The organism is uncultured Enterovirga sp., from assembly GCF_964242715.1.
Lineage (GTDB): Bacteria > Pseudomonadota > Alphaproteobacteria > Rhizobiales > Beijerinckiaceae > Enterovirga.
Genome location: NZ_CAXTAZ010000017.1, coordinates 71,942 through 84,186, shown reverse-complemented (window position 1 = coordinate 84,186; position 12,245 = coordinate 71,942). Strand labels below are relative to the sequence as shown.

Sequence of the window (12,245 nt, the reverse complement as noted above, 5' to 3'; positions counted from 1 at the left end):
ACGGGCTCGACGATGCCGAGCGCGCCCAGTCCTATGCCTGCGACATCACCTACGGGACCAACAACGAATACGGCTTCGACTATCTGCGCGACAACATGAAGTACGAGTTCGCGCACATGGTCCAGCGCGGGAATCATTTCGCGATCGTGGACGAGGTCGATTCCATCCTGATCGACGAGGCCCGCACACCGCTCATCATCTCGGGCCCGATCGACGACCGCTCCGACCTCTATCTCGCCATCGACCAGGTGATCCCCAAGCTCGCCCGCGAGGATTACGACCTCGACGAGAAGCAGCGCACCGTGAACCTGACGGAGAGCGGCAACGAGCGGATCGAGGAGCTGATGCGCGAGGCTGGCATCCTCAAGGAGGGCACCCTCTACGACGCCGGCAACGTGACGCTCGTCCATCACGTCAACCAGGCGATGCGGGCCCACAAGCTCTTCCACAAGGACAAGGACTACATCGTCCGCAACGACGAGATCGTCATCATCGACGAATATACGGGCCGCATGATGCAGGGCCGGCGCTATTCGGAAGGCCAGCACCAGGCGCTCGAGGCGAAGGAGCGGGTGACCGTCCAGCCCGAGAACCAGACGCTCGCCTCGATCACCTTCCAGAACTATTTCCGGCTCTATTCAAAGCTTGCCGGCATGACCGGCACGGCCTCGACCGAGGCCGACGAATTCGCCGAGATCTACAAGCTCGAGGTGGTCGAGATTCCGACCAACCGGGACGTCGCTCGGCTCGACGAGGACGACGAGGTCTTCCGGACCGCGAACGAGAAATACAGGGCGATCATCGCCGAGATCGGCCGTGCGCACGAGCGGCTGCAGCCGGTCCTGGTCGGCACGGCCTCGATCGAGAAGTCCGAACTCATCGCCGAACTGATGATCCAGGCCGGCTACCGGCAGATCGATTTCGGGGACGCGGAGGCGCTGGCCAAGCTCTACGAGGGCGCCCGCAGCCAGAAGCCGACGAAGCAATTCGCCGTCCTGAATGCCCGCTTCCACGAGCAGGAGGCCTACATCGTGGCCGAGGCCGGCGTGCCGGGCGCGATCACGATCGCGACGAACATGGCCGGGCGCGGCACGGACATCAAACTCGGCGGCAATATCGAGATGCGGATCGCCCAGGAGGCAACCGTCGACGGCGTCCAGGACGATGCCAAGGTCGCCACCATCCGGGAGGAGATCGAGGCGAGCCGTTCGGTCGTGTTGAAGTCCGGCGAGGCGGCCGATCCTGAGGCCGGCCGCAAGCACGCTCTGCCGGGCGGGCTCTACATCATCGGCACCGAGCGCCACGAATCGCGGCGGATCGACAACCAGCTGCGGGGACGATCGGGCCGCCAGGGCGATCCGGGCCGGTCGAAATTCTACCTGTCCCTGCAGGACGACCTGATGCGGATATTCGGGTCCGAACGCATGGACGGCATGCTGACGCGGCTCGGCCTCAAGGAGGACGAGGCGATCGTCCATCCCTGGATCAACCGGGCGATCGAGAAGGCGCAGCAGAAGGTCGAGGCCCGCAACTTCGACACCCGCAAGAACATCCTGAAATACGACAACGTCATGAACGACCAGCGCAAGGTCGTCTTCGAGCAGCGCCGCGACTTCATGGGGGCCGAGAGCATCCGCGAGACGATCGACGAGATGCGCCACGGCGTCATCGACGATCTCGTCTCGGCGCATATCCCGGAGGATGCCTATCCCGAGCAATGGGATGCGAAAGGACTGGCCGTCCAGGTCGCCGACACCCTCAACCTCGAGGCACCCGTCGAGGATTGGGCCAAGGAGGAGGGAATCGCCGACGACGAGATGCGCGAGCGTCTGCGGGCCCTCTCCAACGCGACTTATGGCGAGCGGGTCGAGAAGAACACCTCCGAGGTGATGACCTATGTCGAGAAGCAGGTTCTGCTGCAGTCGCTCGACCATCTCTGGCGCGAGCATCTCGTCACGCTCGACCACCTGCGCCAGGTGATCGGCTGGCGCGGCTATGCCCAGCGCGACCCGCTGAACGAATACAAGAGCGAGGCCTTCGACCTCTTCAACCAAATGATCGGGCATCTGCGCGAGCAGGTGACCTCGCAGCTGATGCGGGTGGACGTCGTCTTCCAGGAGCCCGAGCCGATGGAATTGCCGATGATGTTCGCCGAACATCGGGATCCCGCGACCGGCGAGAACGAGTTCGACGGTCACGCGACCGGCTCCTTCGGCGGGGCCGGGCCGGCACTCGGCTATGCCGCGCAGGCCATTCCGGCCGACGGCGCGCTGATGGAGCGCGATTCGCAGGATCCGTCCTCCTGGGGCCGGGTCGGCCGAAACGAGGCTTGCCCTTGCGGCTCTGGCAAGAAATACAAGCATTGCCACGGGCGCTTCACGGCCTAGACCCGGGCAAAAAGGGGCGGGACCGGATGGGCAGGGGCAACGCCTTCGAGATCGCGGTCATGCCCGGGGACGGGATCGGGACCGAGGTGACGGAGGCGGCGATCGCCGTCCTTCGGGCAGCCGAAGAGCGGTTCGGCCTCGGTTTCCGCTTCGAGACCGTTCCGGGTGGCGCCCTCTACTACCGCGAGACCGGCGCGACACTCCCGGCGGACGGGATGGACCGGGCCCGGGCGGCGGACGCGATCCTGTTCGGCGCCATGGGCTGGCCCGACATCCGGCTCGCCGACGGGACCGAGATCGCGCCGCAGCTCGATCTTCGGGTCGGGCTCGACCTCTATGCCGGGGTGAGGCCGATCCGGGCCATCCCGGGCGTCCGGCCGGTCCTCGCCGATCCGCGCTGGGCGGAGATCGACCTCGTCATCATTCGCGAATCCACCGAAGGCATGTTCGCCTCGCGCGGCATCGGGATCGTGGCCGACGACGACAGCGAGGCGCGCGACACGCAGGTCATCACCCGGCGGACGACGGAGCGGCTGACGGCCTTCTCCTGCAGGCTGGCGCGGCGTCGCCGCGAGGAGCGCGGCACGCCCGGACGGGTGACCCTCGTCGACAAGGCGAACGTGTTCCGGTCCTTCGCCTTCATGCGCCGGGTCTTCCACGAGGCCGCTGCCGCCTTCCCGGACATCGAGGCCGGCCACCATTACGTCGACGCGATGGCGCTCGATCTGATCCGTCGTCCCTGGGATTTCGACGTCCTGCCGACCGAAAACCTGTTCGGCGACATCCTGTCCGATCTCGGCGCCGGGCTGATCGGCGGCATGGGCTTCGCGCCGTCGGCCGATATCGGCGACGAGCATGCGCTGTTCCAGCCGAGCCACGGCTCCGCCCCGGACATCGCCGGTCAGGGCATCGCCAACCCGACCGCCATGATCCTGTCCGCCGCCCTGATGCTGGACTGGCTCGGCGAGCGGCATGGCAGCGCCGACGCGCGGCTCGCCGCCTCCGCGATCGAGCGTAGCGTCGACCTCGCCTTCGGTGAGAAGGGCGTGCGATCCTACGATCTCGGCGGGCAGGACGGCACGGTCGAGATCGGACGGATCGTCGCCGAGGCGGTCAGATTGGGCGAGGCCGACCGGGCGCCCCCGAGAGTCAAGGCGGAGCGCTCGGCTCACGCATAAAAAAGGGAGGCAGGACCATGCATCGATTCGCGTTCCGCACCATTGCGGCACTCGCCGCCATCGTCCTCGCGCTACCGGCCCTCGCCGAAGCCAACCGCGTCCGGGCCGCCAAGCAATACGGTATCGGCTACCTGCAGCTCATGGTCATGGAGGACCAGAAGCTCGTCGAGAAACAGGCCGCGGCCGCGGGCCTCGGCGAGGTCGCGGTGGAATGGGCGACCTTCCGGTCCAGCGACGTGATGAACGACGCGCTGATCTCGGGCAGCCTGGATTTCGTCTGCCTCGGCATCCCGGGCCTCGCCACGATCTGGTCGAAGACCCGCGGCCGCGACGACGTCCGGGCCGCGGCCGGGCTCAACGCCCTGCCGCTTTTCCTCAACGTGCGCGAACCCTCGATCAAGACCCTGCAGGATTTCAAGCCGGAGCACCGCATCGCGCTGCCGGCCGTCAAGGTGTCGATGCAGGCGCTGCTGCTGCAGATGGCCTCCGCCAAGGCATTCGGGGAGAAGGATTACGCCAAGCTCGACCCGCTCACGACCTCGCTCGCCCATCCGGACGCGACCGGCATGATGCTGGGCGGCGGCACCGAAATCGTGGCCAACTTCTCGTCCTACCCGTTCCAGGCCCGGCAGCTGAAACAGGCCGGCATCCGGACCATCACGAACTCGGTCGAGATCCTGGGCGGGCCGTCCTCGTTCAACGTCATCGCGGCGACGGGCCGGTTCCGGCGTGACAACCCGAAACTCTACGGCGCCTTCCTGGCCGCGCTCGACGAGGCGACCGACCTGATCAACAAGGACAAGTCGGCCGCCGCCGACATCTATCTCCGGCTCAGCAAGGACAGGGCGCCCAAGGCCGAGATCATGGAGATCATGAACGACCCTGCGGTGCGTTTCACGACCGACGTGTTCAACCTCGCGGCCTTCACCGATTTCATGGCGAAGACCGGCATGCTGAAGCCGACGCCGAAGGACTGGAAAACCGAGATGCTGTTTCCCGAGGCGAAGCCCGCCAATTGAGAAGGTCTCCCGGCGCTGACGTCCTACGGGCGGCAGACGCGCTCGGGCCCGTCATAGCCTTGGCGGATCCAGCAGCGCCGGGTTGGCCGGGGCGGGCCGTAGCCGTCCTCGGCTTCCGGAACGGCACCCCGGTAGTCCCGGTAGCGCGGCTCGGGCTCGTCCGGCTCGTAGCGGCCCCGCATCGGCGGGCCGTAGCTGCGCGGCGGCCCCTCATAGCTCTCCGGCCCGGGAGCGTAGGGACGAAAAGGGGGCGGCGGGTCGTCGTCGTAGAGGGGGCGCGGATCCGGGTAATCGGCGACGGGTGTGACGGCGCCGCCGCCGTCCGGGCCGGACCAGGGCTGGGCTGCCGCTGCGCCGAGCGCCCCCGAGACGAGGCATAGGCCACTCAGAACCGCACCGACCAACAAGCTGCGCATGCTCGATCCTCCTCGATCGAAGGACGCTAGCGAAGCGTGGCTATATCGGCATTGAACGGTGCCGTTGCCGCCCGTTCAGACTGGCGCGACCGTTCAGACGGCGATCCGTTCCTCGGCGTCGTGCGGCTCTCGCAGCACGTAGCCGCGGCCCCAGACGGTCTCGATGTAATTCTTGCCCTGGCTCGCATTGGCGAGCTTCTTCCGGAGCTTGCAGATGAAGACGTCGATGATCTTCAGCTCCGGCTCGTCCATGCCGCCATAGAGATGGTTCAGGAACATCTCCTTGGTCAGCGTCGTCCCCTTCCGCAGCGAGAGGAGTTCCAGCATCTGGTACTCCTTGCCGGTGAGATGGACGCGCGAGCCCGAGACCTCGACCGTCTTCGTGTCGAGATTCACGATGAGGTCGGCCGTCGTGATGACGGATTGGGCGTGGCCCTTCGAGCGCCGCACGATCGCATGGATGCGGGCGACCATCTCGTCCTTGTGGAAGGGCTTGGTCAGGTAATCGTCGGCCCCGAAACCGAGGCCCTTCACCTTGTCCTCGATCCCGGCCATGCCGGACAGGATCAGGATCGGCGTCTTGACCTTGGCGACCCGGAGATTGCGGAGCACCTCGTAGCCCGACATGTCGGGCAGGTTCAGGTCGAGCAGGATGATGTCGTAATCGTAGAGCTTGCCGAGATCGATGCCCTCTTCGCCGAGATCCGTCGTGTAGACGTTGAAGTTCTCGGACTTGAGCATCAGCTCGATGGAGCGTGCCGTAGCGCTGTCGTCTTCGACAAGGAGTACACGCATGTTAGTTCCCCAGCCTGGGCCCTAGGCATTTGGGCAAACAGAGCCGCCCGCTCGCCGCAATCCTTGCGGCAGGCGACATCCCCATTTCGATTCGCGACGTTGACGCTTGTTGGTTAACAAACCCTGATTCCTTGGCGCAAGGGTCATGAAACCGTTTACCGGGACTTGCGCCTGACACAGTGTCTTTCGGGTTTGCTGGTTGCGCGCCAAATGTCTCGTTTGAGGGGGGATTCGCGGCGCTCGGCACCCGGTCGGGGTGACGGCTTCGCCTTCGCCAATGTTAACGAGCCGGGTAAACAGAAGGTTACCGGAGCGGACAGGATGGGGATGTCGGGGCCGAGCCGGACGCGGATCGCGCAGGCGACCGCCGCCCTTGCGGAGATCGAGCCGCTGCGCATCTTCGGCCGTGTCGCGGCGGTGCGCGGGCTTCTGGTCGAGATCGCGGGACCGATCGCGGCCATGCAGGTCGGTGGCCAGGTCGACATCCGGATCGACGGCGGCGGCCGCGTCGCCTGCGAGATCATCGGCTTTTCGGGCGACCGTGCGCTCGCGATGCCGTTCGGCTCGCTCCAGGGCGTGCGCCGCGGCTGCGAGGCGCTGACCCGCGCGAGCGCTCCCGGCATCCGGCCCACCGCCGGCTGGCTCGGCCGCGTGGTCGATGCGCTCGGCCGCCCGGCGGACGGGCTCGGGCCGATGCCTGAGGGCGAGGTCTCCTATCCGTTCCGGGCCGATCCGCCCGCCGCCCATGCGCGGCGCCGCGTCGGCGAGCCGCTCGATCTCGGCATCCGGTCCATCAACACGTTCCTGACCACCTGCCGCGGGCAGCGGATGGGCATCTTCGCCGGGTCCGGGGTGGGCAAGTCGGTCCTCCTCTCGATGATGGCCCGCTATGCCGCCTCCGACGTCACCATCATCGGGCTCGTCGGCGAGCGCGGGCGCGAGGTGCAGGAATTCCTCCAGGACGATCTCGGGCCGGAGGGCCTCGCCCGCTCCGTGGTGGTGGTCGCGACCTCGGACGAGCCGGCGCTGATGCGCCGCAACGCAGCCTATCTCACGCTGACGCTGGCGGAGCATTTCCGGGATGCCGGGCTCTCGGTCCTCTGCCTGATGGATTCGGTGACCCGCTTCGCCATGGCCCAGCGCGACATCGGCCTCGCGGCCGGCGAACCGCCGACCGCCAAGGGCTACACGCCGACCGTGTTCAGCGAATTGCCCCGCCTTCTCGAGCGGGCCGGGCCGGGTCTCGGCGAGGGCGCGATCACCGGCCTCTTCACCGTGCTGGTCGAGGGAGACGACCACAACGAGCCGATCGCGGATGCGGTCCGGGGGATCCTCGATGGACACATCGTGATGACGCGCGAGATCGCCGAGCGCGGGCGGTATCCGGCGATCAACGTGCTCCGTTCGGTCTCCCGCACCATGCCGCGCTCCTGCGCCCCGGAATATTTCGAATCGGTCTCCCGGGCCCGGCGGCTGCTGGCCACCTATGCCGACATGGAGGAACTCATTCGTCTGGGCGCCTACCGGGCCGGGGCTTCCGCCGAAGTGGACGAGGCTGTGGCTTTGATGCCGCAGCTTGAGCGCTTCCTCGGTCAACGTAAGGAAGAGTCAACCTCCATTGCCGATGGTTACCGTCGCCTGGCCGAGATCCTGGCGACCCCGTAGCGGTCGCGTGGTCCTGGCCCGCGTGTGGAGTTGGGACCGATGAAGTCGCGCGATACGCTTATCCGCCTAAAGCGGTTTCAAGTGGACGAGAAACGCCGCCGCGTCGTGCAGATCGAGGCGATGGTGGCCGAGTTCGACCGCATGGCCGGCGATCTCGACCGCGAAATCGCCGCCGAGGAGCAGAAATCCGGCATCTCCGACCTCGGCCATTTCGCCTACCCGACCTACGCCAAGGCGGCCCGCACCCGCCGCGACAACCTCAAACGCTCCGCCGACGACCTGAAAACGCAGCTCTCCGACGCCCAGGCCGAACTCGGCGAGGCCTTCGAGGCGTTGAAGAAGGTCGAAATCCTGGAGACCCGCGAACGCACGGCCGAGCGCGTTGCCGATGCCGCCCGGGAGCAGGCGGCGATGGACCGGATCGGTCTCGCCCGGGCCATGCGGGCGTAGGAAGTCTCCAACCGCCCATCCTGGCGAAAGCCGGGATCCAGATGGGGGCTGCTGGGTACCGGCTTTCGCCGGTATGAGCGGCGGCGTAATCAGACGATCGGAAACAGAGGCGCGGCCTCGCGGCGCATATGCCCGGTGAGGCGGGGATCGTCCGCGATCTCGATCGCGCGGCGGAATGGCCGGAAACCGCATTTCAGGTAGAATTGCATCGCGGCCGGGTGGTCGAGCGTGCAGGTATGCAGCCAGAGCCGGCGGATGGGCCGTGCGAAGCTGCGCCGGATCGCCTCGTCCATCAGCGCCGGGCCGATGCCCTGGCCACAGGCCTCGGGCACGAGCCCGAAAAAGGAGAGCTCGCATTCGCCGGCATGGCGGCGATCGAGTTCGGCCAGGCCAATATCCTGTCCCTCCACTACGAGCGCCATCGCTTCCACAGCCGGATGTTCCAGAATCGCCCGCAAGCGATGGTCCGGCAGGATCGTGCGGCTGAACCAGAGCCAGGGCTCGCCGATGCGGGCGTAGAGCGCCCGGTAGCGGGCCAGATTGCCGGCGATTCGTTCGAGCCGGCCGACGAGCGGCCGGGCCGTCGAAGGGGTCGGCGCCGTCGTACGCATTTCGAGATAGGTCGCGACGGCCGCGATCTTTCCGGGCGGAAGCTCGATCAGGCCGTCCGAGGCGGGAGCCGGTTTGGGGGAAGGGCGGGCGAGCACGGATTCCTCAGCAGACTTTGGGGGGATGATTACGGCGGCGGACCTCACTTGACCACCCGGACTGTCGTCGGCCCGTCATGGCCCCGGTTGAGAACGGGCCTCATCGCGCTTACGTGAGCATCGGCCGGGGAGGCCGAAGGAGCGCATGATGCGGCGGGTCGTCGTCACCGGGATGGGCATCGTGTCGTCCATCGGCAACAACACGCAGGAGGTGCTGGCCTCCCTGCGCGACGGGCGTTCCGGCATCAGCCGCGCCGAGGATTACGTGACCCATGGCTTCCGCTGCCAGGTCCATGGCGCGCCGCAGCTGAATGCGGAGGAGCTCGTCGACCGGCGCGCCATGCGTTTCCACGCCGGCGGTACGGCCTGGAACCATGTCGCGATGGACCAGGCGATTCGGGAGGCCGGGCTCGAGCCCGGCGACATCTCGAACGAGCGCACCGGGATCATCATGGGCTCGGGCGGTCCCTCGACCAAGACGGTGGTCGAGGCGGCCGACATCGCCCGCAACAAGGGCGTGCGGCGGATCGGGCCTTTCGCGGTGCCGAAATCGATGTCGTCGACCGCGTCCGCAACCCTCGCGACCTGGTTCAAGATCAAGGGCGTGAACTATTCGATCTCGTCCGCCTGCGCGACGTCGAACCATTGCATCGGAAACGCCTACGAGACGATCCAGGTCGGCAAGCAGGACATTATCTTTGCGGGCGGCTGCGAGGAGCTCGACTGGTCGCTCTCGATGCTGTTCGACGCGATGGGCGCCATGTCGACGAAATACAACGATACCCCGGCTCGCGCCTCCCGTGCCTACGACAAGAACCGCGACGGCTTCGTCATCGCGGGCGGCGCCGGTGTCGTGGTGCTGGAGGAGCTGGAACACGCCCAGGCCCGCGGCGCCCATATCTACGCCGAGATCGCCGGCTACGGCGCGACCTCGGACGGCCACGACATGGTGGCCCCGTCCGGCGAGGGCGCGGTGCGCTGCATGCGGATGGCGCTCCAGGGCGTCGGCCCGAAGGTCGACTACATCAACCCGCACGCGACCTCGACGCCGGTCGGCGACGACAAGGAGATCGAGGCCATCCGCGAGGTCTTCGGTTCGGGGGATTCTTGCCCGCCGATCTCGGCCACGAAGTCGCTCACCGGCCATTCGCTCGGGGCGACGGGCGTGCAGGAGGCGATCTATTCGCTCCTGATGATGCGGAACGGCTTCATCTGCGAGAGCGCCCATATCGAGGAGATCGATCCGGCCTTCGCCGACATGCCGATCGTGAGGGCGCGCGTCGACGACGCGACCCTTGGCTGCGTGATGTCGAATTCCTTCGGCTTCGGCGGCACCAACGCCACCATCGTGATGAAGCATCCCGACGCCTGAGCCCCGTCTCGGGCATCCGTCCGCCCCCGTCTTTCGTCGTGCATGGACAGGGCGCGCGGGGCCGGGCTACATCGGCTGGAAGGGTTCTAGGCGGGAGCAGCGAGGCGACGTGGCGGGGCTGATGCAGGGCAAGCGCGGCCTCGTGATGGGCGTCGCGAACGATCATTCCATCGCGTGGGGGATCTCGAAGGTTCTGGCGCAGCATGGCGCGGAACTCGCCTTCACCTATCAGGGCGATGCCTTGGGCAAGCGCGTCGCGCCGCTCGCCAAGTCGGTCGACTCGGACATCGTGGTCCCGTGCGACGTCGAGGATCTGGCCTCGGTCGACCGCGTCTTCGCGGCGCTCGACGAGCGCTGGGACGGGCTCGACTTCGTGGTCCACGCCATCGCCTTCTCCGACAAGAACGAGCTGAAGGGCCGCTACGCCGACACCACGCGAGAGAACTTCGCCCGCACGATGATGATCTCGTGCTTCTCCTTCACGGAGATCGCGAAGCGTGCCGCCGCCCGGATGAAGACCGGCGGCGCGATGATCACGCTGACCTATGGCGGGTCGATGCGGCTCATGCCGAACTACAACGTCATGGGCGTCGCCAAGGCCGCGCTCGAGGCCTCGGTTCGCTATCTCGCCGGCGATTTCGGGCCGCAGGGGATCCGGGTGAACGCGATCTCGGCCGGTCCGGTCCGGACGCTCGCCGGGGCCGGCATCGCCGATGCGCGCTTCATGTATAACTACCAGCGAGCCAACGCGCCGCTGCGCCGCACGGTGACGACCGAGGAAATCGGAGGCTCCGCCCTCTACCTCCTGTCGGAGCTCTCGGGCGGCGTCACGGGCGAGATCCACTATGTGGATTCCGGCTACAGCATCATCTCGATGCCCCGGCCCGACGTCTTGAAGGTGCAGGAAGCCGCCGGCGCGACCGAGGTGTAGCCCGTCCGCCAGAAAGGGTGCGCTGCTTCGAGGCTCGCCTCGGCTCGCACCTCAGCATCACGAGGAGAGTGGATTCCACCACGATCGTCATCCTGAGGTGCCCCGCGGAGCGGGGCCTCGAAGGACGCAAGCCGGTTCAACTCGGTGATCTCACCCGCCGGCCAGGAACCGCAACACCTCCTGGTTGAACCGCGCCTCCGCGTCGAGATGGACCATGTGGCCGGCCTCCTCGTAGATCGTGGCGCGGGCATTCTTCATGCGGGCCGCGAGGTCCCCCGCGAGCTTCGCGTTCTGGCCCATCCTCGCGCGCAGCGGCTCGGGGGCGAGCGGACGCCCTGGCGCGTTGTTGTCGCGGGCTCCCATGACGAACAGGACCGGGGTCTCGATCAGCGGGATCTCGTGCGCGACGGGTTCGCGGTAGATCGCCTGGTAGGATCCGGCGAAGGAGCGGAGCCAGCGCTCGTATTCGCCCGAATCCCTGATGCGTTCGCGGAGCTCGACATAGGGCTCGACCTGGGCCGGGTCGGACAGCCGGTAATTGCTGAGGAGCTGGCGCCGGTACCCGTCGGCGGTCAGCGCGCGCTCCTGCTCCACCAGGTGCTCGGTCTCGACCGGGGGCACGTAGAATCGGTAATCCTCGAGACCGATCGGCGCCTGCAGCACGAGCCGGCCGGCTTTGGCCGGATAGCTGCGCGTGAAGCGCACGCCCAGCATCCCGCCCATCGAATGCGCCACCACGTCGGCCGACGCGATGCCGAGCCGATCGAGCAGGGCCGCGGTGTTCCGGGCCATGTCGTCGAAGGTGACATGCGTGCCGGGCTTCGCGGATTTCCCGAAGCCGAGCTGGTCCGGGATCACGACCCGGTAGCCGGCGCCGGACAGGGCCTTCGCGACCGGCTCCCAATAGCTCGCCGGGAAGTTCCTGCCGTGCAGGAGGAGGACGCTGCGGCCGTTCGCCGGTCCCGTCGGGGCCACGTCCATATAGGCCATCCGCAGGCTCTCGCCGCCATGGGTGACGGGCAGGTAGGCCACCGGGTGGGGATAGCGGAACCCTTCCAGCGCGATGCCGATCGGCTCGGGCGCGGTGGTCTGGGCCGGCGCGGGTCCGGCCGCGAGCGCGACAACGGCGAGGATGGCAAGGCGGGACAGGGGCATGGGTGCTGCTCTCTGGGCTTCGGTTCGGACGATATGGGGTGGCTCCGCGCCTTTCCCTCCCCTCCGGGGAGGGAGAGGCTGGCCATGCCGAGTGCGATAGCCTCGCGGAAGGCTAAGCGAAGCGCAGAGGCCTGATCCTTACCGACGCTTGCCTTACCGACCCCCGGCCC

General features: G+C 67.3%; 11 protein-coding genes. 7 read left to right on the top strand and 4 right to left on the bottom strand.

Annotated elements, in window-relative coordinates; translation table 11 throughout:
• From secA to ACFE87_RS10950, 3 genes are all read left to right on the top strand, one after another.
• Positions 1 to 2,387 (top strand): preprotein translocase subunit SecA (gene secA / locus ACFE87_RS10960; protein WP_375459663.1); only part of this gene is annotated, 2,387 nt, incomplete at its 5' end.
• A gap of 26 nt (positions 2,388 to 2,413) precedes the next feature.
• Positions 2,414 to 3,565 carry an isocitrate/isopropylmalate dehydrogenase family protein gene (locus tag ACFE87_RS10955; RefSeq protein WP_375459662.1) on the top strand — a complete coding sequence of 384 codons (1,152 nt, stop codon included), beginning with the start codon at positions 2,414 to 2,416 and terminating at the stop codon, positions 3,563 to 3,565.
• 17 nt (positions 3,566 to 3,582) lie between these two features.
• Positions 3,583 to 4,584 (top strand): ABC transporter substrate-binding protein, encoded by a 1,002-nt coding sequence (locus ACFE87_RS10950; protein ID WP_375459661.1) that lies wholly within the window; start codon positions 3,583 to 3,585, stop codon positions 4,582 to 4,584.
• 23 nt (positions 4,585 to 4,607) lie between these two features.
• Here ACFE87_RS10950 and ACFE87_RS10945 read toward each other — a convergent pair whose 3' ends face one another.
• Both ACFE87_RS10945 and ctrA read right to left on the bottom strand, forming a co-directional pair.
• Complete coding sequence (locus ACFE87_RS10945) at positions 4,608 to 5,000, bottom strand: hypothetical protein (protein WP_375459660.1); 393 nt, start codon at positions 4,998 to 5,000, stop codon at positions 4,608 to 4,610.
• Positions 5,001 to 5,093: 93 nt separating this feature from the next.
• A complete protein-coding gene (ctrA, locus tag ACFE87_RS10940) occupies positions 5,094 to 5,795 on the bottom strand; it encodes a response regulator transcription factor CtrA (protein WP_375459659.1) in 702 nt (233 codons plus the stop codon).
• A gap of 327 nt (positions 5,796 to 6,122) precedes the next feature.
• Here ctrA and fliI point away from each other — a divergent pair, with 327 nt between their 5' ends.
• On the top strand, positions 6,123 to 7,460 hold the full coding sequence (gene fliI / locus ACFE87_RS10935) for a flagellar protein export ATPase FliI (protein ID WP_375459658.1): 1,338 nt from the start codon (positions 6,123 to 6,125) through the stop codon (positions 7,458 to 7,460).
• Between the two features lie 39 nt (positions 7,461 to 7,499).
• The gene (fliJ, locus tag ACFE87_RS10930) at positions 7,500 to 7,910 is read left to right on the top strand and encodes a flagellar export protein FliJ (protein ID WP_375459657.1); all 411 of its coding nucleotides are present in this window, start codon (positions 7,500 to 7,502) and stop codon (positions 7,908 to 7,910) included.
• A gap of 89 nt (positions 7,911 to 7,999) precedes the next feature.
• Here the strand turns inward: fliJ and ACFE87_RS10925 are convergent, their stop codons facing one another.
• Positions 8,000 to 8,617: a GNAT family N-acetyltransferase gene (locus tag ACFE87_RS10925; protein WP_375459656.1), complete on the bottom strand. Its 618-nt coding sequence runs from the start codon at positions 8,615 to 8,617 to the stop codon at positions 8,000 to 8,002.
• A gap of 148 nt (positions 8,618 to 8,765) precedes the next feature.
• On the opposite strand from ACFE87_RS10925, the gene fabB reads away from it, so the two are divergent.
• Positions 8,766 to 9,989 carry a beta-ketoacyl-ACP synthase I gene (fabB, locus tag ACFE87_RS10920; RefSeq protein WP_375459668.1) on the top strand — a complete coding sequence of 408 codons (1,224 nt, stop codon included), beginning with the start codon at positions 8,766 to 8,768 and terminating at the stop codon, positions 9,987 to 9,989.
• Between the two features lie 109 nt (positions 9,990 to 10,098).
• On the top strand, positions 10,099 to 10,920 hold the full coding sequence (fabI, locus tag ACFE87_RS10915; protein WP_375459655.1) for an enoyl-ACP reductase FabI: 822 nt from the start codon (positions 10,099 to 10,101) through the stop codon (positions 10,918 to 10,920).
• 150 nt (positions 10,921 to 11,070) lie between these two features.
• On the opposite strand, the gene ACFE87_RS10910 is transcribed toward fabI, so the two are convergent.
• A complete protein-coding gene (locus tag ACFE87_RS10910; protein ID WP_375459654.1) occupies positions 11,071 to 12,075 on the bottom strand; it encodes an alpha/beta fold hydrolase in 1,005 nt (334 codons plus the stop codon).
• Positions 12,076 to 12,245 lie beyond the last annotated feature (170 nt).

Excerpts from the sequence above, each read along its gene's own strand:
- ACFE87_RS10955 (WP_375459662.1), top strand. The coding sequence starts at position 2,414 with ATGGGCAGGGGCAACGCCTTCGAGATCGCGGTCATGCCCGGGGACGGG.
- ACFE87_RS10950 (WP_375459661.1), top strand. The coding sequence starts at position 3,583 with ATGCATCGATTCGCGTTCCGCACCATTGCGGCACTCGCCGCCATCGTC.
- ACFE87_RS10945 (WP_375459660.1), bottom strand. The coding sequence starts at position 5,000 with ATGCGCAGCTTGTTGGTCGGTGCGGTTCTGAGTGGCCTATGCCTCGTC.
- ctrA (WP_375459659.1), bottom strand. The coding sequence starts at position 5,795 with ATGCGTGTACTCCTTGTCGAAGACGACAGCGCTACGGCACGCTCCATC.
- fliI (WP_375459658.1), top strand. The coding sequence starts at position 6,123 with ATGTCGGGGCCGAGCCGGACGCGGATCGCGCAGGCGACCGCCGCCCTT.
- fliJ (WP_375459657.1), top strand. The coding sequence starts at position 7,500 with ATGAAGTCGCGCGATACGCTTATCCGCCTAAAGCGGTTTCAAGTGGAC.
- fabB (WP_375459668.1), top strand. The coding sequence starts at position 8,766 with ATGCGGCGGGTCGTCGTCACCGGGATGGGCATCGTGTCGTCCATCGGC.
- ACFE87_RS10910 (WP_375459654.1), bottom strand. The coding sequence starts at position 12,075 with ATGCCCCTGTCCCGCCTTGCCATCCTCGCCGTTGTCGCGCTCGCGGCC.